Annotated in this window: 23 protein-coding genes; 12 read left to right on the top strand and 11 right to left on the bottom strand. The window is 72.2% G+C overall.

The features are described 5' to 3' along the window. Positions 1-51 precede the first annotated feature (51 nt). From ACIPRD_RS07960 to ACIPRD_RS07950, 3 genes are all read left to right on the top strand, one after another. Positions 52-1,740, top strand: coding sequence for an FAD-dependent oxidoreductase (locus ACIPRD_RS07960; protein ID WP_401561026.1), 1,689 nt, complete (start codon positions 52-54; stop codon positions 1,738-1,740). Positions 1,741-1,990: 250 nt separating this feature from the next. Continuing rightward, complete coding sequence (locus ACIPRD_RS07955; protein WP_356408324.1) at positions 1,991-2,683, top strand: type 1 glutamine amidotransferase domain-containing protein; 693 nt, start codon at positions 1,991-1,993, stop codon at positions 2,681-2,683. A gap of 21 nt (positions 2,684-2,704) precedes the next feature. Then, entirely contained in the window at positions 2,705-3,619 is a 915-nt protein-coding gene (locus tag ACIPRD_RS07950) for a DMT family transporter (protein WP_401561023.1), read from the top strand. 128 nt (positions 3,620-3,747) lie between these two features. Here ACIPRD_RS07950 and ACIPRD_RS07945 read toward each other — a convergent pair whose 3' ends face one another. The 4 genes from ACIPRD_RS07945 to ACIPRD_RS07930 form a co-directional block, all read right to left on the bottom strand. Then, entirely contained in the window at positions 3,748-6,333 is a 2,586-nt protein-coding gene (locus tag ACIPRD_RS07945; RefSeq protein WP_401561020.1) for an FUSC family protein, read from the bottom strand. 111 nt (positions 6,334-6,444) lie between these two features. Beyond that, positions 6,445-6,876: a VOC family protein gene (locus ACIPRD_RS07940; protein WP_401561018.1), complete on the bottom strand. Its 432-nt coding sequence runs from the start codon at positions 6,874-6,876 to the stop codon at positions 6,445-6,447. A gap of 5 nt (positions 6,877-6,881) precedes the next feature. After that, entirely contained in the window at positions 6,882-7,136 is a 255-nt protein-coding gene (locus tag ACIPRD_RS07935; protein ID WP_401561015.1) for a hypothetical protein, read from the bottom strand. 213 nt (positions 7,137-7,349) lie between these two features. After that, positions 7,350-7,715: a hypothetical protein gene (locus tag ACIPRD_RS07930; RefSeq protein WP_401561012.1), complete on the bottom strand. Its 366-nt coding sequence runs from the start codon at positions 7,713-7,715 to the stop codon at positions 7,350-7,352. Between the two features lie 343 nt (positions 7,716-8,058). Here ACIPRD_RS07930 and ACIPRD_RS07925 point away from each other — a divergent pair, with 343 nt between their 5' ends. Next, the gene (locus tag ACIPRD_RS07925; protein WP_401561009.1) at positions 8,059-9,342 is read left to right on the top strand and encodes an aminotransferase class V-fold PLP-dependent enzyme; all 1,284 of its coding nucleotides are present in this window, start codon (positions 8,059-8,061) and stop codon (positions 9,340-9,342) included. Between the two features lie 236 nt (positions 9,343-9,578). Beyond that, positions 9,579-9,980, top strand: a complete 402-nt coding sequence (locus ACIPRD_RS07920) for a hypothetical protein (RefSeq protein WP_401561006.1) — start codon at positions 9,579-9,581, stop codon at positions 9,978-9,980. A 149-nt stretch (positions 9,981-10,129) separates the two neighbouring features. Here the strand turns inward: ACIPRD_RS07920 and ACIPRD_RS07915 are convergent, their stop codons facing one another. Next, the gene (locus tag ACIPRD_RS07915; protein ID WP_401561003.1) at positions 10,130-10,714 is read right to left on the bottom strand and encodes a TerD family protein; all 585 of its coding nucleotides are present in this window, start codon (positions 10,712-10,714) and stop codon (positions 10,130-10,132) included. Positions 10,715-11,219: 505 nt separating this feature from the next. On the opposite strand from ACIPRD_RS07915, the gene ACIPRD_RS07910 reads away from it, so the two are divergent. Beyond that, positions 11,220-11,867 (top strand): phosphatase PAP2 family protein, encoded by a 648-nt coding sequence (locus ACIPRD_RS07910; protein WP_356408352.1) that lies wholly within the window; start codon positions 11,220-11,222, stop codon positions 11,865-11,867. Positions 11,868-11,972: 105 nt separating this feature from the next. Here the strand turns inward: ACIPRD_RS07910 and ACIPRD_RS07905 are convergent, their stop codons facing one another. From ACIPRD_RS07905 to ACIPRD_RS07895, 3 genes are all read right to left on the bottom strand, one after another. Beyond that, positions 11,973-12,200, bottom strand: a complete 228-nt coding sequence (locus ACIPRD_RS07905) for a hypothetical protein (RefSeq protein ID WP_356408355.1) — start codon at positions 12,198-12,200, stop codon at positions 11,973-11,975. Positions 12,201-12,257: 57 nt separating this feature from the next. Next, on the bottom strand, positions 12,258-13,256 hold the full coding sequence (gene gap / locus ACIPRD_RS07900) for a type I glyceraldehyde-3-phosphate dehydrogenase (protein WP_356408358.1): 999 nt from the start codon (positions 13,254-13,256) through the stop codon (positions 12,258-12,260). A 108-nt stretch (positions 13,257-13,364) separates the two neighbouring features. Next, entirely contained in the window at positions 13,365-14,321 is a 957-nt protein-coding gene (locus ACIPRD_RS07895) for a helix-turn-helix domain-containing protein (RefSeq protein ID WP_356408361.1), read from the bottom strand. A 151-nt stretch (positions 14,322-14,472) separates the two neighbouring features. Between ACIPRD_RS07895 and ACIPRD_RS07890 the strand changes: the two genes are divergently transcribed. Then, positions 14,473-15,006: a GNAT family N-acetyltransferase gene (locus ACIPRD_RS07890; protein WP_356408364.1), complete on the top strand. Its 534-nt coding sequence runs from the start codon at positions 14,473-14,475 to the stop codon at positions 15,004-15,006. A 99-nt stretch (positions 15,007-15,105) separates the two neighbouring features. Here ACIPRD_RS07890 and ACIPRD_RS07885 read toward each other — a convergent pair whose 3' ends face one another. Beyond that, positions 15,106-16,710, bottom strand: coding sequence for a helix-turn-helix domain-containing protein (locus ACIPRD_RS07885; protein ID WP_401560997.1), 1,605 nt, complete (start codon positions 16,708-16,710; stop codon positions 15,106-15,108). 197 nt (positions 16,711-16,907) lie between these two features. On the opposite strand from ACIPRD_RS07885, the gene ACIPRD_RS07880 reads away from it, so the two are divergent. Together ACIPRD_RS07880 and ACIPRD_RS07875 are read left to right on the top strand one after the other, a co-directional pair. Then, entirely contained in the window at positions 16,908-17,672 is a 765-nt protein-coding gene (locus tag ACIPRD_RS07880) for a DUF4232 domain-containing protein (protein ID WP_401560995.1), read from the top strand. 193 nt (positions 17,673-17,865) lie between these two features. Next, positions 17,866-18,288 carry a DUF6003 family protein gene (locus ACIPRD_RS07875; protein ID WP_356408372.1) on the top strand — a complete coding sequence of 141 codons (423 nt, stop codon included), beginning with the start codon at positions 17,866-17,868 and terminating at the stop codon, positions 18,286-18,288. Positions 18,289-18,392: 104 nt separating this feature from the next. Here the strand turns inward: ACIPRD_RS07875 and ACIPRD_RS07870 are convergent, their stop codons facing one another. Beyond that, on the bottom strand, positions 18,393-19,697 hold the full coding sequence (locus ACIPRD_RS07870; RefSeq protein WP_356408375.1) for a cytochrome P450: 1,305 nt from the start codon (positions 19,695-19,697) through the stop codon (positions 18,393-18,395). A 284-nt stretch (positions 19,698-19,981) separates the two neighbouring features. Between ACIPRD_RS07870 and ACIPRD_RS07865 the strand changes: the two genes are divergently transcribed. Continuing rightward, complete coding sequence (locus ACIPRD_RS07865; RefSeq protein ID WP_401561882.1) at positions 19,982-21,607, top strand: FAD-dependent oxidoreductase; 1,626 nt, start codon at positions 19,982-19,984, stop codon at positions 21,605-21,607. Positions 21,608-21,654: 47 nt separating this feature from the next. After that, on the top strand, positions 21,655-22,668 hold the full coding sequence (locus ACIPRD_RS07860; protein ID WP_356408378.1) for an amidohydrolase family protein: 1,014 nt from the start codon (positions 21,655-21,657) through the stop codon (positions 22,666-22,668). 130 nt (positions 22,669-22,798) lie between these two features. On the opposite strand, the gene ACIPRD_RS07855 is transcribed toward ACIPRD_RS07860, so the two are convergent. Beyond that, positions 22,799-23,899: a right-handed parallel beta-helix repeat-containing protein gene (locus tag ACIPRD_RS07855; protein WP_356408381.1), complete on the bottom strand. Its 1,101-nt coding sequence runs from the start codon at positions 23,897-23,899 to the stop codon at positions 22,799-22,801. 180 nt (positions 23,900-24,079) lie between these two features. Between ACIPRD_RS07855 and ACIPRD_RS07850 the strand changes: the two genes are divergently transcribed. Beyond that, complete coding sequence (locus tag ACIPRD_RS07850) at positions 24,080-24,337, top strand: hypothetical protein (protein ID WP_356408384.1); 258 nt, start codon at positions 24,080-24,082, stop codon at positions 24,335-24,337. Positions 24,338-24,457: the final 120 nt, after the last annotated feature.

Genomic DNA, 24,457 nt, shown 5'->3' with positions numbered 1-24,457 from the left:
TCGACTCGGGGGAGAATCGGTTCCCGCCTTCCGATCCGAATGAGGCTGGCGATGAGCGGAGACGGCCCCAGCAGCTGGGGACTGAGGACCGGGGACGTCTACCCCGTGCTCCCCGAGGCCCAGGTGGAGCGTGTGCGGGAGTACGGCACGGTGGAGGAACTCCGCGCCGGGCAGGTCCTGTACACCTGCGGGGACACGGACTTCGGCTTCTACCTGGTCACCGAGGGGGCCGTCGAGCTCTACCGCGACAAATCGGGCAGGAGATCGGAGAAAGGCGTCATCACGGTCTACCGCGAGCGCCAGTTCACCGGAGAGCTGTCGCTCGTCAACCGGCAGCAGTCCCTCGTGCACGCCCAGGTCAGCCGTGACGGCTCGGCGATCCGTCTGACCCCCGCCCAGTTGCGCCAACTGATCGCCAACGAGCCGGACATCGCCAGGACCCTGCTCCAGGCCTTCATCCTGCGCCGCATGACCTACATCCAGGAGGGCTACGGCAAGGTCATCCTCGTCGGGCCCGGCACCGCGGCGTCCACGCTCACGATCCACCGGTTCCTGGAACGCAACGACTACCCGATGCAGCACATCGACGCGGACGACCCGGCCGCCGCCGAGGCCCTCGCCGAGTACGGCATCCCCGCCGACGCGCGTCTCCCCCTGGTCATCTGCAAGCGCGGTGTCCACGCCGAGGATCCGACGGTCTCCGAGGTGGCCGCGCTGCTGGGCATCCAGGAGCGGATCGACGTGACGGAGACGGCGGACGTGACCATCGTCGGAGCGGGACCGGCCGGGCTGGCGGCGGCGGTGTACGCCGCGTCCGAGGGGCTGCGGACGGTGGTGATCGAGGCCGAGGCACCCGGCGGTCAGGCCGGCACCTCCTCGATGATCGAGAACTATCTGGGGTTCCCGCTCGGCGTCAGCGGTCACGACCTCGCCGCACGCGCCCAGGTGCAGGCCCGGAAGTTCGGTGCCCGCATCGCGTTGCCCCGCCGGGTGGAGGAACTGGACCGCGACGGCTCGCACTTCGTGCTCCGCCTGGACGACGGCGAGAGGATCCGCACCCGTACCGTGGTCGTGGCCACGGGAGCACGGTACCGGCGGCTCGGCCTTCCCGAACTCGCGCGCTTCGAGGGCAGCGGAGTGCACTACGCCGCCACCGCGCTGGAGAGCGCCTTCTGCCTGGGCGACGAGATCGTGATCGTGGGCGGGGCCAACTCCGCCGGGCAGGCCGCGGTGTTCCTCTCCCAGTTCGCGCGCAGGGTGCACGTGCTGGTGCGGGGACCCGAACTGGCCGCCACCATGTCGCAGTACCTGCTGACGCGCATCGAGGCGTCCCCCCGGATCCAGGTCCACGTCCACACCGAGATCACGGGCCTGGAGGGCGAGGAGCGGCTGGAGTCCGTGAGCTGGAAGGACAACCGGACCGGGAGGACGGAGAGCCACCCGGTCTCCAACGTCTTCCTGATGCTGGGCGCCGCCCCCAACACCGCCTGGCTGAACGGCCTCCTGGAGACCGACCCCAAGGGCTTCGTGCTGGTCGGTTCCGAGGTCACGAGGACCGACGCCTACCCCGACGGCTCCCGTCCGGCGAGCATGGAGACCAGCGTGCCCGGCATCTTCGCCGTCGGGGACGTGCGTTCGGGATCCGTCAAGCGCGTGGCCTCCGCGGTCGGGGAGGGGTCCATCGTCATCTCCGATGTACACCGCGCGCTGGCCGCCGCCCGGCACACCGTCGCCGGCTGAGCGGGGCACCCGTCACGGGGGAGTGATTTCCGGCTTTTCCGGTGGGGCGCACGTGAATTCCCCGCCGGATTCTCCGGACGGCGGCGCCGGGAATTCGCCGCACCGGTCACCGGACGGGCGGAACTCCGCAAGTTGCTGCCGCCCACACGCCGCGTTACTTTTGGAGCCTGTGAACATCTGATCAGGAGCCGTCATGCCCCGGGGCTCCTCGTCATTTCCGCCTTCGATTCCTCTCGCGGGAGAAGTGCTCATGGCCAGAATTCTCTTCGTGCTGACCGGTGCGAGTTACTGGACGTTGCGGGACGGTCACCGGCACCCGACCGGCTACTGGGCTGAGGAGTTCGTCGCCCCGTACACCGTGTTCACCAAGGACGGTCACGAGGTCACCGTCGCCACGCCGGGCGGCGTCGTGCCCGTCGTGGACACGATGAGCCTGCGGCCGAGCATGAACGGCGGCGAGGACAACGCGCTCGCGATGGAGGCCGCCATCGAGGCCGCCGACGAACTGCGCCACCCCGTCCCCCTCGACGAGATCGACCTCGACGACTTCGACGCGGTCTACTACCCCGGCGGCCACGGCCCGATGGAGGACCTGGCTTTCGACGCGGACTCCGGCAGGCTGCTGCGTGCGGCGCTGGACTCCGGCAAGCCCCTCGGCATCGTCTGCCACGCCCCGGCCGCGATCCTCGCGACCCGTGACGAGAACGGCGAGACCCCCTTCGCCGGCTACCGCGTCGCCGGGTTCACCAACGAGGAGGAGGCGGGGGTCGGCTTCGCCGACAAGGCCAAGTGGCTGCTGGAGGACGAGCTGAAGAAGCTGCCCACCGACTACTCGCGGGGACCGGCCTGGGAGCCGTACACCGTGGTGGACCGCACGCTCTACACGGGGCAGAATCCCGCGTCCTCCGGTCCGCTCGCCGAGGAGATGCTCAAGATCCTCTGACGCGGAGGCGGTGCGACCGGAATGCTTCTCGCGGTCCTCTTCGCCGTGGCGGCCGCGGCCAGCAACGCCCTGGGCACCGTGCTGCAGCGGCGGGCGGTGGTCCACGTGCCCGACGCCCACGGCCGGGGACTCGGTCTCGTCCGGGACCTGCTGCGCAATCCCGCCTGGTTCGTCGGGATCCTGGGCACCGTGTTCGCGGCGCTGTTCCAGGCCCTGGCGCTGATGTGGGGGTCGCTGGCCACCGTGCAGCCGATCTTCATCCTCGAACTGCCGCTGGCCCTCGTGATCGGCAGCGCGGTCTTCCGGGTCGACGTGTCCCGCAAGGCGTGGGGGTGCGTGATCTGCATCTTCGCCGGCCTGGCCGTCGCACTGTTCTCGGCCGCTCCCTCCGGGGGGCGGCCGCAGGTGCCCGGCATGTGGTGGGTGCCGACACTCGTCGTCCTCGGCGGTGTCGGCACGGCACTCGTGCTCGCCGGTCTGCGCCGTCCTCAGGGACTGGCGCGGGCCGCCTGCCTGGCAGCCGCGGCGGCGGTCGGCAACGCGCTCACGGCCGCGCTGGTGAAGTCGTCCATGGACATCCTGTCGCGACAGGGCGCGGTCGGGTTCTTCCTGGCCTGGCAGACCTACGGCTTCGCGGTCGCCGGATCGGTGTCCATCCTGCTGCTGGGCTACGCGATGCAGGGTGGCCCGCTCATCGGCTCCCAGCCCGCGCTCACCCTCGGGGACGCCACGGTGAGCTTCCTGCTCGGGGTGACGCTGTACGCGGAGACACCCCGCGGCGGATGGTGGAGCCTGCCGGCGCTGCTGGGCGCCGCTCTGGTGGTCTACGGCGTGTTCGCGCTGTCCCGCACCCGCTGCCTCGCCAAGTGCGTCTGCCCCGAGGAGGAGGACCAGGGCGAGCCCCGGCACGGTCGGCCGACGGCGGAGGCCATGTGACGACCCGGCCGGGTGGCACTCCCCCGGCCCGGCACCCCGGGCACCGCGCCGGCGCCTCGGCACGGGACACCTGCCATGACGTCGTCCCCAGGAGACGTGCCATCACGTCGTCGCGACGGACCCTCGCGCTACCGGCGTGCGACAGCCGCGGCCGCGGCGCGGACGGGGGCGTCGATGTCGGCCTGGAGGCGGCGCGTCGTATCGAGGTGGTCCGCCGTCCACACCATTCGCACGGCGGTCGCGGCGCTCTGTTCCGTGCCCGCCGTCAGGTCGCGGCGCACGCTCTCCCGCAGGGCCGCGTCCATCGCCGGTCGGCCCACCGGGGGGCCGGGCGCGTCGCCGTCGCCGGCCAGTGCCGCGCCCGCCGACTCGAACCAGGTGACGACGGACTCGCAGGAGCCGAGGATCTCGGCGCCCGCCGCGCCCCGGTCGCCCGCGCGCGCGTGTCCCGCGCGTGACCAGAGGTCGGTGACGGCGTCGGCGGTGAGCCGCAGGATGGCGACCGCGTCCACGAGCGCGGTCACATCGGCCAGCACGAGCCGCTTCGCGCCGCGTTCGGCGAGGTACTCGCGGAACGCGTCGTCGAGCCGGCGCGCGGAGGCCGAGGCGCGGCGCCGGCCGTCACCGCCGGACGCCGGTACGGTGGCCGCCGTGGCCGCCCTAGCCGCTGCGGCCGTGCCCGTGGCCCCCGTGCCGTCGCAGCGGCTCAGCCCGGACACGACGGAACCACGCAGGTACCGGCCGCCGTCGGAGAACGCCTCGCACAGCACCCGGCCCAGCGCGGCGGCCGCGCCGCGCGGCCAGAACAGCAGGCCGACCACCAGGCTGACGGCGCATCCGAGAGCCACGTCCTCGATCCGGACCAGCCCGAGCCGCCAGCCCTGGGGGGCGATGATGCTGAAGAGGACCAGCAGGACGACGGTGAAACCGGCCTGTCCCGCCGTATAGGCCGCGACGGCCGACTCCAGCCCCACCAGGACGATCACCAGGGGCAGCAGCAGCCACAGCACGACGGGGTGCCCGCCCAGCGCGAGGATCAGCGTCACGCCCACGGCGAAGCCGAGGACCGTGCCCAGCAGCGCCCGCCAGACCGTCTGCCCCGTGCTCACGGCATTGGAGCGCAGCACGGCGAGCGTGCCGGAGACCACCCAGAACGCGTGATCCAGACCGGTGAGGTGGGCGACCACCACCGCGACACTCAGCGCGGCGGCTCCGCGCAGGCTGTTGTGGAGCCACACGGAGTTGCGGCTCAGGTGGGCCGCGAAGCGCTCCTGCGCCGAGGAGAGGGCGGAGTCGCTGCCCGGCGGCCGGCGGCCGAGCAGCCGGTCCCGCCTGCCGCGCAGGCGTGCCGTCACGGCGAGTTCGATGTCACCCGCGATCGAGGTCACCACGAAGCTCATGTTCTGGGCGCGGAAACTGGGCCCCAGCGCACCGATCAGCGCGTCGGCGGCCCCGGGAGCGGGGACCGGGACGCGCTCGGGGGCGGTGGACGGGACGGGGCCCGAAGCGGTGGCCGGGGCGTGCTGTGCCGCGGTGGCGGGCGCGGGGAGGGGCCCGCCACCGGTTCCGGGCCCTCCGGCGGGCCCGGGCGCGGCGACCGCGACCTTCTCGGGGAGGAGCCCGACCATGGCCCGTTCCAGCCTCATCCGGGCCGCGTCGAGCCGGGCGAGGTGGGGGTCCAGGCTGCGGGGCGGCGGCGTCTCGGCCCGCAGCAGCGCGGCGCTGTTCTCCAGGAGGACGGCGGTCGCCAGTTCGACCTCGCACACCACGGCCTCGCTCAGCGGGTCCCCGCTCTTCGCCGGCTCCTGTTCCAGTACGGAGCCGAGCCAGATCACCTGGTCGACCAGCCGGACCAGGGCGCGGCCCGACATGGACAGACCGGTCGGCCGGTACGGCGTGCCGTAGAACGTCCTCCGCAGGTCGGCGAGGCCCTCCCGCGCCTCGCGGACCGCCGTTTCGAGAGCCTGCTCGTGCGCGGCCCTCTCCGGCACGCAGTCGACCTCGGCGCGCAGTCTGCGGGCGAGCAGGGAACAGGCCCGGGTGGTGGCGGTGCGCAGTTGCTCGCGGGGCGGAGCCGGCCACAGGAGGGCGACGGCGACGACCGAGACCACTCCGCCGGCCGCCCAGCCGGCGACGCGCTCCGGGACGGTGTCCACGGGTCCGCCGAGCGTCACCGGCAGCACGTAGGCGATGAGGAGCGAGGTGGTCGCCCCGGCCAGGGTGGAGCTGACGATGCCGGAGAACAGCACGCAGAACGCGACCACGAAGGTCACCGCACCGGCGAGCCCGGCCGTCCGCCCGGCCAGACTCCCCAGGAGGACCATGACGGTGGTGCCGAGGAGCAGTGCCGTCTGGGCCTCGATCCGTTCGCGCATCGGGCAGCCGAAGTCCACGAACAGGGTCAGGACGAGCGAGCCGAAGGCCGCGAACACCGCGACGGTCGGCCGGCCGAGGCCGAGGTAGGTGACGGCGAGGAGCGAGGGGGTCACGATCGCGGCGCGCAGGGCGCGTCGTAGTGCCGTCAGCCCCGGATCGCGGCCGCGCAGCCACGCCACGGGCCCGTGGGACGCCGGGCGGCTCTCCTGGACGTCCGTGACGCCGTGGGCGCCTTGGGCGCCTTGGCCGTCGTGGGCGCCTTGGCCGTCGTGGGCGTCCTGGCCGTCGTGGGCGTCCTGGCCCTCCGTCCCGCCGGGCCGCCGGGTCGGCCGGGGCATCAGCGGGCCCGGGGGCCGGCCGGGCGCCGTGCGGCACCGGCCTGGAACGTCTCGTTCACGGTGCCTCTTCCGCCGGGCTGTGCCGGGCTGTGCCGTGGCTCAGGCTCGAACTCAGCCGGTCGCGATGAATTCGAGCTGGATGTTGTCCGGGTCGCGGAACACGACGGTGGAGTACGCGAAGGGTTCCGTCTCGTCCCGGATGGGGGTGTGCGCGATGCCGAGCTCGTCGAGCCGCGCCATCCAGGCCTCCAGGTCGGCGCGCGAACCGACCTGGAAGGAGGCATGGTCCAGTCCTGTCCGCGCTTCCAGGAACCCCTCGTGCTGATTGCCGGTGTTCGAGTGCAGCCCGATCACGACTCCGGAGTCGGGGGTCACCAGCAGCACCCCGTAGCCCGTCTCCTCCCGGAAGAGGTGATCGAACTTGTGATCCACGCGCTCGGCGTCGAACAGCCGCTGGTACCAGTCCAGGCTGTCGTCCACGTCGGTCACGGTGAACGAGAGATGGTGGACCCCGGTGATTCTCGGGCTTTCGGTCGGGCTCATGTACGTCACCTCCGGCAGCTGACGGTGGCCCCCCTCCCCCGCTGGTGTTCCGCCCCCGTGGTCGGCCGTTCCTCCACCTGCTCGTAGGCGCCGTGGACGACCGCGCGTGCGAGCGCGTGGCTGTACAGCGGGGAACCGAGGCAGGCGGGGGTGGTCTCCTCGGACACGTCCAGCCTCTCCGTGTCGACGGCGTGCGCCGCGATGAAGCAGCGGTCAGGACCGTTGCCCGACGGGGGCGCCGATGCCCCGAATTCGCCCATCCACTCTAGCCCGCGCCATTCCGCTTCGCCCGGGACGAACCGGGACGCGACAACACGGACGCAGTCACCGCCCAGCGCCGGCGGGCGTCCCCCAGCGGGCCACGATCCCGCGTGCGTACGGATCGTCCGGCCCGTCGCGTTCCGCTTCCCGGACATGCTCGCACCGGTCCACCGGACGGACATCACGCGGGGCTGTGCCGTGCGGCGGCCGGGTCAGCCGGGTTCCTGCGGGTCGCGGCGGCCGAGCAGTTCCGCCAGCGGGATGCCGGTCCGGGCGGCGGCTCTGCGGCGGGCGCGCAGCTGGGCGCGGGTACGGGGGCGGAACTTCGGCTCCCGTCCGCAGCCGCACGGCTCGAAGCCCTCGTAGCGCAGCCCCGCGTTCAGGACCGCCGTGACGACCGACCAGGCCTTGCGGTCGCCGCGGCGGGGTGCCGCGAAGTCGTGGCCCGCGCACAGCAGCGGCCCTGCGCAGTTCGGGCACGTGTGCCCGCGTGTGCCGTCGGGGTGCCGCTTGAAGCTGACCCGGCACGACACACACGCGTAGTGCAGCTTGTAGTGGGCGAAGGCGTACCTGCACATGGGGCCGAGCTTACAAATGCCCAGCAGCGAGGACAGCCGAATTCCCGGGGAGTGTGGAGGGCCGTGACCAGCCCCCGCCGGACCGGCCAGGGCCACCGGACCCGTCAGGGCCTGAGTCCGGTCGCCCGCGGGGTGAATCCCGTTTTCATGTCCGACGGTGCACGTCCCTCCGCGAACCCGGCCTGCCGGCCGGTTCACTCCGGCCAGTCGGCCGGGTCCCTTCGGAAGGCCGTCAGGGTAGGCCGACACGCTCGGAGGCAATGCTCATGGCATGGAGACCGGACACCGCGGGTCTGCTTCGCCGGGGCTCTCGGAAGATCCGGGACGCGAGGGGAGAAGAGAAGTGACGTACACACGAGCAGGACAGATCGTGGCCCAGGGGGGCCTTACGCTCAGTGACGTCGCCCGGGCGCGGGCCGACACCCCGGGATGCGCCAAGGTTGCGCACTTCAACAACGCGGGCGCTTCCCTCATGCCCCGCCAGGTCCTCGACGCGTCCGTGCGGCACCTCCACCTGGAGGCCGAGACGGGCGGCTACGAGGCCGCCGCGCAGGCCTCCGTGCAGATCGACGCGGTGTACGACTCCGCGGCACGGCTGCTGGGCTGCGACCGGGACGAGATCGCCCTGGTCGACAACGCGACCCGGGCCTGGGACATGGCCTTCTACGGCATCCGGTTCCGGCCGGGCGACCGCATCCTGACCAGCATGGCCGAGTACGCGAGCAACTTCATCGCCTACCTCCAGGTGGCCGAACGCACCGGCGCCCGCGTCGAGGTCGTCCCCGACGACGAGCACGGCCAGCTCTCCGTCGACGCCCTGCGCGCGATGACGGACGAGCGGGTGCGGCTCGTCTCGATGACCCATGTCCCCACCAACGGGGGTCTCGTGAACCCCGCGGTCGAGGTGGGGAGGGTCGCGCGCGAGGCCGGGGCGCTGTATCTCCTCGACGCCTGCCAGTCGGTGGGACAACTCGCCGTCGACGTGCGGGAGATCGGGTGCGACATGCTCTCCACGACGGGCCGCAAGTATCTGCGCGGCCCCCGTGGGACCGGTCTGCTCTACGTCCGGAGGGAGGTGCTCGATCGCCTGGACCCGCCGACCCTGGATCTGCACGCCGCGACCTGGACGGCCGCCGACCGGTACGAAATCCGCCCGGACGCACGCCGGTTCGAGACCTGGGAGGCCAACTACGCGGCCCGCCTCGGCCTGGGCGCGGCCATCGACCACGCCCTCGGCTGGGGGCTGCCGCGGATCCAGGCCCGGGTGACCCGGCTGGCCGCCGCGCTGCGCGAGCAACTGGCCGAGATCCCCGGCGTCACCGTGCGCGACCGGGGTGTACGGCGCTGTGGCATCACAACGTTCACCCTGGACGGCGTGCCGGCCCCGGACATCAAGGCGGCGCTGGCCGCACGCGGCATCAACGTCAGCGTGTCCCGGACGGCTTCGACCCGGCTGGACATGGACGGCCGCGGACTCGAGGAGCTCGTCAGGGCGTCGGTGCACTACTACAACACGGAGGAGGAGATCGCCGCCCTTCTCCAGGCCGTGCACGACTGCGCCCGCTCAGAGCCGGCGGCCCCGTCCGTGGCCGGGGCCGGAGCGCCCGCCGGGGTCTCGCGGCGGTAGAGGCCATGACCGGGCCCGGGGCTGAAGGGCGCCGATGCACGGGACGACCCCTCGCGCCGGACGGTGCCCGCACCCTCAGCACCCGGGCGTGCGGGCGCCGTTCAGCCGGAGGACCGAGCCGGGTACGAAGCGGGCGGAGCAACTGAACCGAAAGGTAAGAGGAATTTCACACCGAGTGCCCCAAAGCCTTACTATCCAGTGCCGTATTCACACGACACACACATCTGAGGCACGACATGAGCACTCCTCCCGGCCCGCCCGCCCAGCCGTACCCGGGACAGCCCGCGCACCCCTATCCGGGACAGCCCGCTCAGCCGTACCCGGGGCAGCCCGCTCAGCCGTACCCGGGGCAGCCCGCTCAGCCGTACGGCGCGCAGCCGGGCCAGCCCTATCCGCCGCATCCGGGCCAGCCCTACGCCGGGCAGCCCTACGCCGCGCAGGGCGGGCAGCCGTACGCTCCGCAGCCTCCGATCGTCATCAACAACGCGGTCTCCGCGACGGCGTTCGCGGGCGGGGCGTTCCGGCGGCGCCGGCAGTCCATGGGCGTCCATGTCGTGCTGTTCTGCTTCACCGCGGGCATCGGCAACGTCCTCTACGCGATGTACATCAGCCGGTGGAACAAGGACCGCGGCCTCTAGAAGCGCCCCGGCTCGAAGCGCCCCGGCTCGACGCACGGTTCCGCCCCGCCGGCCGCCGATGACGACGAGCCCGCGGCCCGCCTCGGAGTGCGGCGGCAGCGGCAGGCGCCGCGCACGCGCGCTCCCCCGCCGGGGCTCGCCGCCTCGGGCTACTTGCTGATCGCGAAGCGCATCAGGGCGTGTTCGTCGCCCTGCTTGATCTTCCCCGTCACATTGACGACTTCGAGCTTCCATGTGCCGCCGACCCGTATCGCCTTGGCCACGGCGCAGCCGTTGTCCTGGGTGAGCAGGCTCGGCCAGATGTCGGCGACCTGCTGCGACGATCCTCCGGTCGCGTCGTAGACCTTGAAGCTGATGTTGCGTGCCTTCTGGAAGGAACTGCCCCTCTTGTAGGCGGCGGCGACGAACACGATCGACGTGATCTGGGGCGGGATCCGGGCGAACTCGACGGTCACCGTCTCGTCGTCACCGTCCCCGCGGCCGGTCTGGTTGTCGCCGCTGTGGATCAGGGAGCCGTTGCCCATGGGGTCGGACGAGTCCAGGCCGGCGAAACGCACCGGATCGCGGCCCTGCATCGCGACGGCTATCAGGTCGAGGTCGGTGCCGGTCTTGCGGCGCAGCACGCCCAGCACCCCGCCGCTGCTGCCGGCGGTGGGATCCCAGGAGACCCCGATGGACAGATGCGTCACTCCGTCCAGGTCCGCCGGGCCGTCTTCCTTGGTGAGCGTGATCATGCGTGGGCCGTCCTTTCCGCAAGATGGTTACACCACGCAGAATGCGCCAGGCGCCTGAATGGTTCCCTGTCCGGGGACGGGAATGCCGGGCAAGTGCGCCTGGCCGGAGCGCCGGTAACCCGGGCGGACCGGAGGATGCGCCGAACAGCCGTGGCAGGCAGGCAGGTTCGGGACGTTCCGCTGGTTCGGGAAGCCCCCCTCCGGTTCCGGAAATCCTGCCGTGCGCGTCCGTGACCGGCTCCTGCCGGGACGAATGCAGATGAATCAGGATCTCGGACTCCCCCGCCCTACCTGGTCAACACCCCCGGTGTACGCCTCGCGTTCATGCGTTGGCTACCCTCCGTTCATCGTCTACAGTCCTGTAGAACTCCAGCGGATGAGCGGTGGTCGGCCCCCGCCGGGGCCCGTCCCTGTTCCGGGGCACCGGCAGCACCGGCCGGCGTACCGGCCGGACCGTGGGGATCTCCAGGCAGCCCTGTCGCACGCTCTTGGGAGACCCCGCCTGATGTCAGCCCGTCCCGCCGTCCAGCTCGCCTTCGACGGCTCCCGCATCGACGGCCCGCTCTTCACCGCCGTGACCGACTTCGCCCACGACACCCGGTGGCTCAACACGCCGATCGCTCTGTGGACCAACGCGGGCCTGGGGGTGTTCGCGGTGCTCATGCTGATGGGCTGGTGGAACGCCCGTCGCCGCGACGCCCGTGAGATGACGCTGGCCCTGGCCGCGCCGATAGCGGTGACGGGCGCGTTCGCCGTCACCGAGGTCATCAAGAAGATCGTCGCCGAGGCGCGGCCCTGCTACTCGCTGCCGCACGCCTACATCGTCGACGCCTGCCCGGCCCGCGACGACTACGCCTTCCCCAGCGGCCACAGCACCACCGCCTTCGCCACGGTGGCCGCGCTGTGGCTGCTGGACCGGCGCCTGTCCGCCATCACCGTCGTGTTCGCGGTCTTCGAGGGCTTCACCCGGGTCTACCTCGGCGACCACTACCCGCACGACGTGCTCGGCGCCGCCCTCATCGCGATGCCCTGCGCCCTGCTGATCTCCGCGGTCATGGGACGCGTCGGGGTCCCGCTCGTCACGCGGCTGCGCACCGGGGCGCTGGAACCGGTGCTCACCGCCACGTCTCCGGGAGCCCACGCGGCCCGCTGAACCCACCGCGCCCCGGCGTCCGGGGCACGGTCGCGGATACGCGGCCCGTGCCCGAGGACACGCGGCGCGCCGGGCCGCCCCCCGGTGTCCGGTGGCGGCCCCGGTTCACGGCCTGCGCCGCAGGCCCCACGCACGGAACCGGCCGCTCGCGAGGATCCCGGCGCCGACGGACAGCGCGATCAGCAGGGCCGACGGCATGGCGTCGAGGGTCACGTGGCGGCCGGCGGCCGCCAGGGACCCCAGAAAGGCGATCGCCGCGAGGGTCACCGCGGCCACCGTGAGGAAAACCGCCATTTCGGCCCACCACATCGCCCGCGTCGGTCGTGTCTTCATGTCGATGTTGTATCTCGCGCGGCGGGCCGCTGTACAACCGCGGCCCCCGGCGTCCGGTCAGCCCGCGGCGAGCAGTTCGAGCGTGTCGATCACACGGTTCGAGAAGCCCCACTCGTTGTCGTACCAGGCGACCACCTTGACGTGGCGGCCGTCGACGCGGGTGAGGGCCGAGTCGAAGATGGACGACGCGGGATTGCCGGTGATGTCGGACGACACGAGCGGGTCCTCCGAGTACTCGAGGACGCCGGCGAGCGGCCCCTCGGCGGCGGTGCGGTACGCGGCCAGCACCTCCTCGCGCGTGACGTCGCGGGCGACGGTCGTGTTGAGTTCGACGATGGAGCCCACCGGCACCGGGACGCGGATCGAGTCGCCGGACAGCTTGCCGTCGAGGTTCGGCAGGACCAGGCCGATCGCCTTGGCGGCGCCCGTCGTGGTGGGCACGATGTTGACGCCGGCGGCACGGGCCCGGCGGGGATCCCGGTGCGGACCGTCCTGGAGGTTCTGCTCCTGCGTGTACGCGTGCACCGTCGTCATGAACCCGTGCTCGATGCCCGCGAGTTCGTCGAGGACCGAGGCCAGCGGTGCGAGCGCGTTGGTCGTGCAGGAGGCGTTCGAGACGACCGTGTGCAGGGCCGCGTCGTAGGCGTCGGTGTTGACGCCGAACGCGAGCGTGACGTCGGCACCGTCCGACGGGGCGCTGACGAGCACCTTCCTCGCGCCCGCGTCGAGGTGCGCGCGGGCGGCCTTCGCCGAGGTGAAACGGCCGGTGGCCTCCAGGACGATGTCGACACCGAGGTCGGCCCACGGCAGCCGCTCCGGCTCCCGCTCGGCCAGCACCGTGATCCTGCGGCCGTCGACCACGAGGGTGTCCCCGTCGACGGTCACCGGGCGCCCGAGCCGGCCGGCGGTGCTGTCGTAGGCGAGCAGCCGGGCGAGCGTGGCGGGCTCCGTCAGGTCGTTGACGGCGACGATCTCCAGGGTGCTGTCGCGTTCCAGCAGGGCGCGCAGCACATTGCGTCCGATGCGGCCGAATCCGTTGATGGCGATGCGAGTCATGAATGGTGTCCCTTCCGTTCGCCATCAGGTTCGCGCGCCGCGCGCACGGCTGACAGTGGCGGGATCGCCATGGTTCAAAAGGATCCCGCCACGCGTCACCCGGGCGGGTCAGTCGCCCCGGGTGAAGGTGCGCCGGTACTCGCTCGGTGTGGTGCCGAGGATGCGCTGGAAGTGCAGGCGCAGGTTCGCGCCGGTGCCGAGCCCGACGTCGTCGGCGATCTGCTCGACGCTGCGCTGTGAGCGTTCGAGCAGCTCGCGGGCCAGGTCGATGCGGGCGCGCATCACCCACTGCATCGGCGTGTAGCCGGTCTCCTCGACGAAGCGGCGGGAGAACGTGCGCGGCGAGACCTCGGCCTGCCGGGCCAGCGTGTCGAGGGTGAGGGGTTCACCGAGCCGGTGCAGCGCCCACTCGCGGGTGGCGGAGAACCGCTCGCCGTGCGGCTCGGGAACACTGCGCGGCACGTACTGGGCCTGCCCGCCGCTGCGGTAGGGGGCGGCGACCAGGCGCCGGGCCGCGTGGTTGGACGCGGCCACGCCGAGGTCGCCGCGCAGGATGTGCAGGCACAGGTCGATGCCGGAGGCGGCGCCGGCCGAGGTCAGCACGCTGCCCTCGTCGACGAACAGCACGTTCTCGTCGACCTGGACGAGCGGATACCTGGCCGCGAGCGCCCGCGTGTAGTGCCAGTGCGTCGTGGCGCGCCTGCCGTCGAGCAGACCCGTCGCGGCGAGCGCGAAGGCGCCCGTGGAGATGGCGGCGAGCCGGGCGCCCCGGTCGTGGGCGGCGATCAGCGCGTCGACGACGGTCCGCGGCGGGTCGTCGCGGTCGGGGAAACGGTAGCCGGGGACGAAGACGATGTCGGCCCACGCGAGGGCGTCGAGGCCGTCGGCGACGTGATAGGCGAGGCCGTCGCCCCCGGTCACGAGTCCGGGTGTCGCGCCGCACACGCGCACCTCGTACGGCATGCTCGCGCGGGTCGTGAAGACCTGCGCGGGGATCCCGACATCGAGCGGCTTCGCTCCCTCGAGCACGAGGACGGCGACGCGACGCCGACGGGAGTCTGACACAGGGAAAGATTACGCGGCCCGAGACCCCGCCCCCCTCCACCGCACGGTCCGGACAGCTCGGACGGCTCGGGCGGCCGATGTACGGCACGCACGATCAGCGCTCCGTTGTGGGGAGTTGGCCAGGAGGTGGGGCGAGGGGGATCATGCCGGGATGACAGACCGCCACTCCTCAGGCTCACCGTCCGTGGTGCGGCTCACGGGGTACACCAGGAGCGAGCAGGCCGAGATCCTCGGTGACAGCGACGATCCCTTCGGCGTGGCCGACGCCGGACTGACCTGGCTGCCCAAGGAGATCCACTTCGGGATCCGCCGTGCGGGCCGTCTCGTCGCGCACGCCGGTCTGCTGCGCCTGCCCCTGTCGGTCGCCGGCGCCGGGACGGAGGTGGTGGGGGTCGGCGGGGTGGCGGTCGCACCGGACCTGCGGGGCCACGGGCTGGCACGGGCGGTCGTGTCGGCGGCCGTCGACCACGCGCGGACGCTGGGGCCGCCGTACGGACTTCTCTTCTGCCGGCCGCCCCTGGTGGCGCTCTACCGGCGCCTGGGCTGGCTGCCCCTAGACCGGGACGTCCGCGTCGAGCAGCCCGGAGGGCCCGTGATCATGCCGCTGCGGACCATGTGGACGCCGCTGCGGGACGACGCGGCGTGGCCGCCCGGAGAGGTCCGCCTGCTCTCGCGGCCCATGTGAGCGGCCCTTCCCGCACCCCGACCGGTTCCTGGCCGGGGTGCGGCCGCTCGCGCGTGACCGGCACGGGTCCCCGTACGCCCGTGCGGGCCGGTACGCGTCCTACTCCCGCGGGATCCACTCGCTGCCGCCCAGTGGATAGTCGTACCCGGGGCGGCCGGTGGAGCCGCTGGTGTGGAACGGGCGGCCGTTGTCGTCGATGTGGACCGTTCCGTGGCGGTCGCCGCTGGACCAGTCGAGGGTCAGGTCCCAGCGGACGTCGTGCGCACGGGTGTGGGCGGTGATGTAGAAGACCTCCGGGTCCGACTCGCTGACCTTGTACGGGAAGTCGCGCCCGCCGCTCCCGGCGGTGACGGTCGGGCTGCCGCTGTCGAGGTCGATGCCGAAGGACTTGGTGTCGACCCTGCCGCCGCAGCCGACGCCCATCGAGTAGTCGTTCCAGGCGAGCGGTGCGGCCTTCGTGAGGACGCGGACGTGCAACGCCTCCAGGACCACGGTGTCGCTCCCGGCGCCCTGCACGGTGAGGCCGACGCGCTGCTCCCCCGACGAGACCGCCCCGTACGCGGCGGCCCAGCGGGGCGCGTCCTGCTCCGCGGCGGGCGGCCCGACCTGTTCGGGCTCACTGTCGACCAGGAAGTGCTGGCTGCACGGGCTTTCGTAGACGAACGGCCGGGTGGCGACGTTCACGGGGACCGCCACCGGGCGCTCGCCGGCGGGGCGGGTTCCGGCCGGGGCCGACGCGGGCGGTCCGGCGGGCGCCGCGCTCTTCGTGGCCACCCGCTCCGACGGTGACGGGGAGGCGGACGACGGTGACGGCTTGCCCGCGCCGCGCCGGTCGGCCCTGGAGGTGGTGGCGCCGGCCGTCGGCTTCGCGTCGTCGGCCGTACCCGCGACCGTCCTGCTGCCGTCGGCGTGCCCCGGGGGCAGCGGATTCCCGACGATCACCGCGGCGGCCAGCGCGGCGGCGGCTCCGGCGCAGGCGAGGAGCAGGGTACGACGGCGCCACCTCTGTGCGGGAGGCGAGGTGACGGAGGACGGATCGGCGGCCGGGCCCGGATCCGTGGGCCTCGCCGCGCCGGCCACGTCCGCCCCGCGCCCCGTGTCGGCTCCGTCCCCTTCCCCTTCCCCGTCCCCGGCCGCGGACACCGGCTCGGCCGCGCCCGCCGCCGTGGCGGACTCCCGGCCCGCGCTCGCGGAGACCTCCGTGTCCGCAGCCGTGTGCACCACGGAGGACGCCGCGGCGGACGCCGTGGAAGAAACCGCGGTGCCCGCCGTGGAGGAAGCCGTGGAGGAAGCAGGCCCGTCCGCCGCGGAGGCGACCGTGTCGGCCGAAGGAGAAGCGGTCCTGTCCGCCCCTAAGGCGACCCGCGCGCCCGCCTGCGTGCCCGGCCCCGGTGTCCTTCCGCTTCCCCGCGTCGCGTCCGCCAGGATCCAGCGCCGGTGCAGCTCGACCAGTTCCTCCGGGGACGCCCGGCACACGCGGGCGAGCCGCTCGATCGGGGCGTAGTCGTTGGGCACCGAAGTGCCGTTGCAGTACCGGTGCAGCGTCGACGTGCTCATGTGGAGCCGCTTGGCCAGCGCCCCGTAGCTGACTCCGGAGCGGTCCTTGAAGTCCCGCAGCAGTCCGGCCAGCGCGCTCGCCTCCGCCGTCACTCCCGCCGGAGCAGTCACCCCCGCCGCTCCCGTCGCTCCAGGCGTCTCGTTCATCGTCCTCCCCTTTCCCCCCGGCGCGGCGCGTCCCATTCCCGCGTTCCAGGCGCCTGACGTCTTCCCTGGTCAACGCCCGTTTCCGCGTTCCAGCGTCCCCAACTGGCCGCCGTTCATTGCGGCTGGGACGGATCACCGCACAGGCTTCTGCCATCCAAGCACCACACCCACCGCACCACCGAAGGGGCTCCACCCGTATGTCCAGCATCCGGAATCTCCGCACCCGTTTCCTGACCGTCGCCGCGACCGGCACGCTCGCCGCCCTCTCCCTGACGGCGTGCGACGACGGCTCGGGGGTCCGCGCCGAGACCCCGTCCGCACACACCTCCGCCCTCACGTCCTCCGTCACCCCCGCGCCCTCCGGGGACTCCTCCTCCCGGGACGACGCGAAGTCCGGCGCCTCCGGTTCGGCGCAGGGCACGCAGGGCTCGTCCGGTACGCGGGGCTCGTCCGGCACGTCGGGCGCGTCGGGTACGAACGTCTCGGCGGCCGGCACGTCCGCGAGCGGCGGCGGCAGGAGCGGCGCCGTGAGCGGGACCGTCACGTGCGAGGGTTCCCGCACCAGGACCGTCGCCGCTCTCCTGACCCGCCCCGTCAACCACATGCTCCTCACGGTCACCAATACGGGTGGTTCGACGTGCTTCCTCTACGGCTACCCGTCCGTCCGCTTCGGGTCGGCGCAGTCGGTGCCGCCGGTCATCGAGGACTCCAAGCCGCAGGCGGTCGTCACGCTCAAGCCCGGTGAGTCCGGCTACGCCTCGGTGAACCTGTCCGCGGCCGACGGCAGCGGCGCCCACGGCAACACGGAGAAGTCGCTCACCGTCTACTTCCAGGGCCGCTCCGGCACCGGGAGCACCGGAACCGGCGCCCACCCGGCGCTGCCCGCCAAGGGCGTCTACGTGGACGACTCCGTGAAGGTGACGTACTGGCAGCAGTCGATGGACGACGCGATCAACTGGTGACACGCAGGATTGAACCGGCGCCCCCGTGGCAGACGTCGGTTCGACCACATGGTGCGGGTCCCGAGGGGCCGGCCGCGTCCGTGGACAGGTGCCCGCCGCCGTGCCGTCGGGCCCGGCGGCGGGCAGGACGGCGGGGACGACGGCGGTACGCTCGGTGCCCGCACCGGACAGACTGACAAGGCGGTTGCACGCGATGGCCGATGAGGCTTACCTGTTCATTCTTCCCGACCGTCACCCGCTGCTCGGCACGGCGATGGGCGCGGTGGAACCGCTGGAGTGCGCGCAGACACCGGCGGTGCGCGGCTGGCTGTCGGCGCACGGGGTCACGGCCTCGGCCGAGCAGGTACGGATCCTGCCCGCCGGTTCAGAGGTGCTGATCCCCGAGGACGCCGAACGGCTCCCGATCCCGCTGAGCCGGTCCGAGGCGGAGGCCGTCGAGCAGGAATGCGCGCCCCAGTCGGTGACCGACATGGAGCGTGAGCTCGTGGACTTCCGGGACACGACGCAGGGGTGGGAGGCGCTCGTGCACCGGGCGCTGAGCGCGGGAATCCCCGCTCCCCGTATCGCCCGGCTGACCGGCCTGGGCCCGCAGGAGATCGGCCGCCTGACCGCGTAGACGAAGGAGGGGGCGTGAAGCCGGTGCTTCACGCCCCCTACGGGTCCCGGTGCGCGTCGCCGTACGTGCGCGGCGCGCGTCGTCACGGGCTCGCGCCCGTGGGCTCAGCCCTTGCCGGACATCCCGGAGGCCACGTCCCGCAGCACGCTGGACGGGTCCAGGGCGATGGGGAGTTCGGTCAGGCCGCGGAACGCGGGGAAGGGCACGGTGAGCCACTTCGCCTCGGCGGGCGGGAAGGCCAGGGAGAGCCCGGGGAAGCGGCGGAAGAGCGAGGCCAGGGCGATCTGCATCTCCATCCGCGCCAGCGGCGCGCCGAGGCAGTAGTGCGGGCCGGTGCCGAATCCCAGGTGGCTGCTCTGCACACCCTGCCGGGTGATGTCGAAGACGTCGGGGTTCTCGAACGCGTCGGCGTCGCGGTTGGCGGAGGTGACCGCGATCTGCACCAGCGAGCCCTTGGGGATGAGCGTGCCCGCGATGGTGATGTCCTCGAGCGCGTGACGGAAGGTCGCGTTCTCGACGGAGCCCTCGAAGCGGATGATCTCCTCGACGGCGTTCGGGATGAGGTCGGGCGACTCGACGACCTGCTTGAGCTGCTCCGGGTGGGTGAGCAGGGTGTAGACGGCGTTGCCGATGAGGTAGGCGGTCGTCTTGTGGCCGGCGAACAGCAGCACCCACAGCGTGGAGAGCAGTTCGCCGTCGTTCAGCGACTCCTGCTCGTCGCTGGTCTGGATGAGGACGCTCAGCAGGTCGTCCTCGGGGGCCTTGCGCTTACGGGCGATGAGGATCTCGAAGTACTCCCGGAGCGTGGTCTCCGCCTCGGCCAGCCGGTCCTTGTCCTTCTTGCTGAACCCGGTCCGCGCGACGACGCTGCACCACTGCTGGACCTCCTGCCGCTCCTCCTCGGGGACGCCGATCAGCTCGCAGATCACCTGGAGGGGCAGCGGGAAGGCGAAGGCCGACAGCAGGTCGACGGGCTCCTCGGTGGAGCACCGGTCGAGCAGCGTGTCGGTGATCTCCTGGACCCGCGGGCGCAGGGCCTCGATGCGGCGGGGGACGAACGCCTTGCTGACGATCCGGCGCAGCCGCGTGTGCTTCGGCGGGTCGGCGAACAGCATGTTGTCGTCCAGGGCGATGGAGGAGTCGCCGAAGATGGAGCGGTACGCGTCGATGGCCGCGTACATGTCCTTGCTGATCCGGGGATCGGCCAGGGCCGCCTTCGCGTCCTCGAACCGCGTGATGAGGTACGCGTCCACGCCGTGCGGCGGGGTGAGCCGGGACACGGGCGCGTGGTCACGCAGATGCTCGTAGAGGGGGTGCGGGTTGGAGCGGTACACGGGGCAACCTCGGGACGCCGCGTCCACTGCCCGGGCTGTCTCGTCCGCGGTCTCCTGCTCTTGCATCTGGGTCATCGACGGTCCTTCTCTCTTCCCGCGGTTGGCGCGAGTCGGGTGAACGCTGGAATCCATTGACGCCACGCGCAACGGGAAAACGCGATTCACCCTGACGCGGACCGGCCTTTTCGGCGCGGAGCGGATACGGAAAAGGCGAGTGCGCCGTCCGGGGGAAGGCTCGATTGCCGACCCCGGAACCCTGTGACAGGTTCGACCACAGGGCCGCCATCAGTGCTTATCGCTGCCCGAACCACCGCTGGGTCACTGGAGGAGGACGGGCCTTGGACAGGCGCGACGAAGAAATGGTGCCGGTATTGGTCGTGGGCGGTTCGCTTGTCGGACTGTCCGCTTCGGTGTTTCTGGGCAGACTGGGCGTCAGTCATATGGTCGCCGAACGCCGGGCCGCCACGTCCGAACACCCCCGGGGCCGGGGGAACAACATGCGGACCATGGAGTTGTTCCGCACCGCCGGAGTCGAGGCGGACATCAGAAAGGCCGCGGCCAATCTGTCGGGCAATCACGGCATCATGCAGACGGACAGACTGACGGGCGGCACGAGCAGATGGCTCTCGGCCCGGCTCACCGGCGGCAAGCCGCCGGAGAAGGACGTGTGTTCCACGCTGCGGTGCGCGTGCAGCCAGAACGACCTGGAGCCGGTGCTGCTGGACCACGCCCGCCGGCTGGGCGGTGACGTGCGCTTCGGTACGGAGCTGATCTCCTTCACCGAGGACCAGGACGGCGTGACGTGCGAACTGCGCGAACGGGAGAGCGGCCGGACGTACTCGGTGCGCACGGCCTACCTCCTGGCGGCCGACGGGCCGCGCAGCCCGGTGCGCGAGCGCCTGGGCATCGGGCAGAGCGGCGGGGGCGACCTGTTCCACAACGTCAGCGTCACCTTCCGCAGCAAGCGTCTGGCCGAGGTGGTGGGCGACCAGCGCTTCCTCGTCTGCTACCTGAACGGGACCGAGGGCGACGGCGTCCTGCTGCCGGTCGACAACGAGGAGAAGTGGGTCTTCCACATCCCGTGGTTCCCCGAGCGCGGCCAGACGCTCGAACACTTCACCGACACGCGCGTCGCCGACCACGTCAGGGCCGCCGCCGGTGTGCGGGACCTGGACGTGGAGGTCACCGGGCGCGCCCCGTGGCACGCGGCGGACCGGGTCGCCGACCGCTACCGGCAGGGACGCGTCTTCCTGATGGGCGACTCGGCCCACGAGATGCCGCCCACGGGCGCGTTCGGGTCCAACACGGGTATCCAGGACGCGCACAACCTGGCCTGGAAGATCACCGGAGTGCTGCGCGGCTGGGCGGGCGAGGGCCTGCTGGCCACCTACGAGGACGAGCGGCGTCCGGTGGCCCTGGCGACGATCTCCCGGGCCATCGAGCAGGCGGCGCGCGAGGAGCATCCCGGGTACGCGGCCGCGCAGGGCGGGGGCCAGAGCACGGACCTGATGACCGTGGCCCTCGGCTACCGCTATCTCTCCACGGCCGTGTCCGGCGGGGACACCGAGGCGCCGACCATCCCGGCGGATCTCCGCCTGGAGGCGGACCCCGGTACCCGCGCCCCGCACATGACCGTCGCGCAGAACGGGGAAACCAGGTCGACCGTCGATCTGTACGAGCGGTCGTTCGTCCTGCTCTCCGGGCTCGCCGACGGACCGTGGGCGGCGGCCGCCCGGTCCGCCGCGGCCGAGCTCGACGTCCCGCTGGTGTCCTACCGTGTCGGCGCCGGCCAGGACTTCGACCTCGACACGACGGCCGCCCAGGGCGCCGGCGGTGGCGCGGACTGGGCCGCCGTGCACGGTGTGACCGCTCAGGGCGCGGTGCTGGTCCGCCCCGACGGCATCGTCGCCTGGCGCTGCGCGGACCTGCCCGCGGACCCCGCCGCCGAGGTGACGCGCGTCCTCGCGGGCCTCCTCAGCCGCTGATCCGCTCTCCGACGTACCAGGAGCCTTTCACCCCAGGGAGCCTTTCCATGACGACCGACCTGCACGCTCCGGGCGACATAGGCCGGCCCGCCGCGCCGAGCGGCGACGGCGCCCGGCACGGCCGAATAGACGTGCACCACCACTACACCGCTCCCGAATGGGTGCGGTGGGCCGAGGAGAAGGGGATCGCGGACCGGGACAGCCTGCCGCCGTGGACCCGGTGGGACGAGGCCACCGCGCTGGACCTGATGGACCGGACGGGCACGCGCACCAGCGTCCTCACCGTCGCCATGCTGGGGCGGTTCAAGGAGGCGGCGGCACGCAGGGAGAGCACGCGTGTCGCCCTCGACGCCGCGGGTGCCCTGACCGAGCGGCACGCCGGCCGCTTCGCCTTCTTCACGCCCCTCTTCCTCGACGACGCCGAACTCTCCGCCTGGTCCGTCTCGCACGGGATGGACCGGCTGGGGGCCGTGGGCGTCAGCGCGCGGACGAGTACGGGCGACACGTATCTGGGCGATCCCGCGCTCGATCCGATCATGGCGCAATTGGACGAGCGCGGCGCCGTGATCAGCACGCACCCCATGCAGGTGAACACCTCCGGCGCCCCTGCGGGCGTACCGCCGTTCGTGTGCGACTTCCTGATGGACACGACCCGCGCGGCGCTGAGCCTGATCATGAACGGGACCCTGGACCGCTTCCCGCGGCTCAAGTTCGTCCTCCCGCACGGCGGCGGGTACCTCCCGTACATCGCGAGCCGGGTCGAGGTCTTCGGCCGTCAGCTCGTGCCCGCCGTCGATCCCGGCCGGGTCCGCGACTGTCTGCACCGCTTCTACTACGACACGGCGGCGCCGATGTCCCCGTCGGGCACCCCGAGTCTGCTGGCCGCGGCGGGGTCCTCCCAGATCCTCTACGGCAGCGACTGGCCGCCCACTCCCGCGCGCGTGGTCAGCGAGGTGACCGCACCCGCGCTGGACGCGGATCCCGCCCTCGGCGAGCGGGAACGCAGCTGTATCAACCGCGAGAACGCGCTGCGTCTGCTGCCCGCGCTCGCTCGCGTCTGAGCCGTCCGGGACGGCCGCACGGCCGGTCCCGCCCGCTGCCCGGACGACGGTGTCCCTCCGTACCGCTCATGGCGAGCGATGCGGAGGGACACCGTCCTTTCTCATCGGGCCTGCGGTCGCGCGGGCCGGATCAGCACAGTCCGGTGGGGACCGAGACGCGGCAGGTGTTGCCGCGGAAGAGGTTGCCGCTCTTGGCGGTGTTCTGGTCGACCAGGTCGGCCGGGGCGTTGCCGGTGAACCAGTTCTCCTCGACGCGGTTCTTCTCGTTGGCCACGCCGACCATGCTCTTGAACAGCACGACCCCGCCGGACATCTTCGACTTGCCGCTGTTGCCGGCGATCGTGTTGTGCGTCAGCAGGACGTTCTCCGCCCCGGACAGGACGATCCCGGAGCCCTGCACGAACGGCAGCCTCGCCGTCTTGGCGCAGTACTTGTTGTTGCGCAGGACATGGTTCCCGCTGACCGTGAACGCGCCGGCCCGGGGCTTGTTCTCGTCCCCGATCACGATCATCCCGGTGCAGTTCCCGGTCAGGTCGTTGCTCCGGACCGACAGGTTGCGCAGGCGCAGGACCGTGAGGCCGTTCCGGTTGCCCTCCAGGAGGTTGTCTTCCACGAGCAGGCCGCGGCTGTCCGTGGCCCCCTTCTCCGACATCGTGGTGTTGGCGAGGTACAGGCCGGCGTCGCCGTTGTCGCGGGCGACGTTGTCCCTGAACACACCGCGGGTGGAGTGCTCCTGGGAGATGCCCCACTGGCCGTTCTTCTCGGACCGCACGCGCTGGACGGTCAGGCGGTCGGTGGCCATGGACCACAGGCCGACGCGGGAGAAGCCGGTCAGCGACAGGTCGGAGACGGTGACGTTCTCGACGGGCTTGTCCCTGAGGCCGATCACGCAGATGCCCTTGCCGCCGTCCACGCAGCCGACGGCCGCCCTGGAGCCCGGCAGGGCCTTCTTCTCGGGAGGCACGATCACCGTGTGCCGGCCGACGCCGCGCAGGGTCAGTCCGGAGGTCTTGACGGTGACGCTCTCGTGGTAGGTGCCGGCCCGTACCAGGACCGTGTCGCCGGCGCGGGCGGCGTCCACCGCCTTCTGGATCGACTGCCCCGGGGACACCGTCAGGATCCGCGGGGCCGCCGAGGCCGGGACGGAGACCGCCGAGGCGGGGAATGCACCCGGGCCCGCACCGAGAAGTACGGCGACGAACGCGGCGTACCGAGCATGGTTGCGTTTCATGTCCGGACGGTAGGACCGAATCGGCGGATGCCCGCGCCTTACCCGCCCGCATGCCTCCCAACGGGCGTACAGGTTCACATCACCGGCCGTCCGCGGGCGGGACGGAGCAGCACCGGTGGCAGCCCCGCCGGGCACTGCCTAGGCTCGGTGGCGGAAACGAGTCCGCGGGAAGGAAAGAGCATGCCGCAAGTCGACGAAGCAGAGATCCGCGTTGGCGCGACCGGTACGCCGGAAAGGCCTCGGTCATTCACCGGAGTTCTGCGCTCCGTGGCCCGGCAGGCCAACCTTCTCCCCGTTTTCCTCGTCCTCTCGGCCATGATGATGGTGCTGTGGCTCACGGGAATGCCTTTCCTGCAGGCATTGACCATCTCGACCGCGCTGAAGATCTCGATGGTCCTTTTCGCGGCGCGCCGGCTGCCTCGCGCGTCGAGAGGCTGACGCACGGCGGCCGCTACGGCAGTGCACACGTTTCGAGGCCCCGCCGGGCCTGAGGCCCGCAGGGCCTCGGACCGGGCGGGGCCTCAGGCTTGACGGGGCCTCAGAACCTTACGGGGCCTC

Source organism: Streptomyces sp. NPDC090108, from assembly GCF_044747185.1.
Taxonomy (GTDB): Bacteria; Actinomycetota; Actinomycetes; order Streptomycetales; family Streptomycetaceae; genus Streptomyces.
The sequence above is the reverse complement of the archived record's forward strand: the minus strand, read 5'-3'. Positions and strand labels throughout refer to the sequence as shown.

Excerpts from the sequence above, each read along its gene's own strand:
- ACIPRD_RS07865 (WP_401561882.1), top strand. The coding sequence starts at position 19,982 with ATGGTGCCGGTATTGGTCGTGGGCGGTTCGCTTGTCGGACTGTCCGCT.
- ACIPRD_RS07850 (WP_356408384.1), top strand. The coding sequence starts at position 24,080 with ATGCCGCAAGTCGACGAAGCAGAGATCCGCGTTGGCGCGACCGGTACG.
- ACIPRD_RS07885 (WP_401560997.1), bottom strand. The coding sequence starts at position 16,710 with ATGAACGAGACGCCTGGAGCGACGGGAGCGGCGGGGGTGACTGCTCCG.
- ACIPRD_RS07940 (WP_401561018.1), bottom strand. The coding sequence starts at position 6,876 with ATGAGCCCGACCGAAAGCCCGAGAATCACCGGGGTCCACCATCTCTCG.
- ACIPRD_RS07905 (WP_356408355.1), bottom strand. The coding sequence starts at position 12,200 with ATGAAGACACGACCGACGCGGGCGATGTGGTGGGCCGAAATGGCGGTT.
- ACIPRD_RS07860 (WP_356408378.1), top strand. The coding sequence starts at position 21,655 with ATGACGACCGACCTGCACGCTCCGGGCGACATAGGCCGGCCCGCCGCG.
- ACIPRD_RS07915 (WP_401561003.1), bottom strand. The coding sequence starts at position 10,714 with ATGATCACGCTCACCAAGGAAGACGGCCCGGCGGACCTGGACGGAGTG.
- ACIPRD_RS07855 (WP_356408381.1), bottom strand. The coding sequence starts at position 23,899 with ATGAAACGCAACCATGCTCGGTACGCCGCGTTCGTCGCCGTACTTCTC.
- ACIPRD_RS07935 (WP_401561015.1), bottom strand. The coding sequence starts at position 7,136 with ATGGGCGAATTCGGGGCATCGGCGCCCCCGTCGGGCAACGGTCCTGAC.
- ACIPRD_RS07875 (WP_356408372.1), top strand. The coding sequence starts at position 17,866 with ATGGCCGATGAGGCTTACCTGTTCATTCTTCCCGACCGTCACCCGCTG.
- ACIPRD_RS07930 (WP_401561012.1), bottom strand. The coding sequence starts at position 7,715 with ATGTGCAGGTACGCCTTCGCCCACTACAAGCTGCACTACGCGTGTGTG.
- ACIPRD_RS07890 (WP_356408364.1), top strand. The coding sequence starts at position 14,473 with ATGACAGACCGCCACTCCTCAGGCTCACCGTCCGTGGTGCGGCTCACG.
- ACIPRD_RS07910 (WP_356408352.1), top strand. The coding sequence starts at position 11,220 with ATGTCAGCCCGTCCCGCCGTCCAGCTCGCCTTCGACGGCTCCCGCATC.
- ACIPRD_RS07960 (WP_401561026.1), top strand. The coding sequence starts at position 52 with ATGAGCGGAGACGGCCCCAGCAGCTGGGGACTGAGGACCGGGGACGTC.
- ACIPRD_RS07880 (WP_401560995.1), top strand. The coding sequence starts at position 16,908 with ATGTCCAGCATCCGGAATCTCCGCACCCGTTTCCTGACCGTCGCCGCG.
- ACIPRD_RS07955 (WP_356408324.1), top strand. The coding sequence starts at position 1,991 with ATGGCCAGAATTCTCTTCGTGCTGACCGGTGCGAGTTACTGGACGTTG.
- ACIPRD_RS07870 (WP_356408375.1), bottom strand. The coding sequence starts at position 19,697 with ATGACCCAGATGCAAGAGCAGGAGACCGCGGACGAGACAGCCCGGGCA.
- ACIPRD_RS07920 (WP_401561006.1), top strand. The coding sequence starts at position 9,579 with ATGAGCACTCCTCCCGGCCCGCCCGCCCAGCCGTACCCGGGACAGCCC.
- ACIPRD_RS07950 (WP_401561023.1), top strand. The coding sequence starts at position 2,705 with ATGCTTCTCGCGGTCCTCTTCGCCGTGGCGGCCGCGGCCAGCAACGCC.
- ACIPRD_RS07945 (WP_401561020.1), bottom strand. The coding sequence starts at position 6,333 with ATGCCCCGGCCGACCCGGCGGCCCGGCGGGACGGAGGGCCAGGACGCC.
- gap (WP_356408358.1), bottom strand. The coding sequence starts at position 13,256 with ATGACTCGCATCGCCATCAACGGATTCGGCCGCATCGGACGCAATGTG.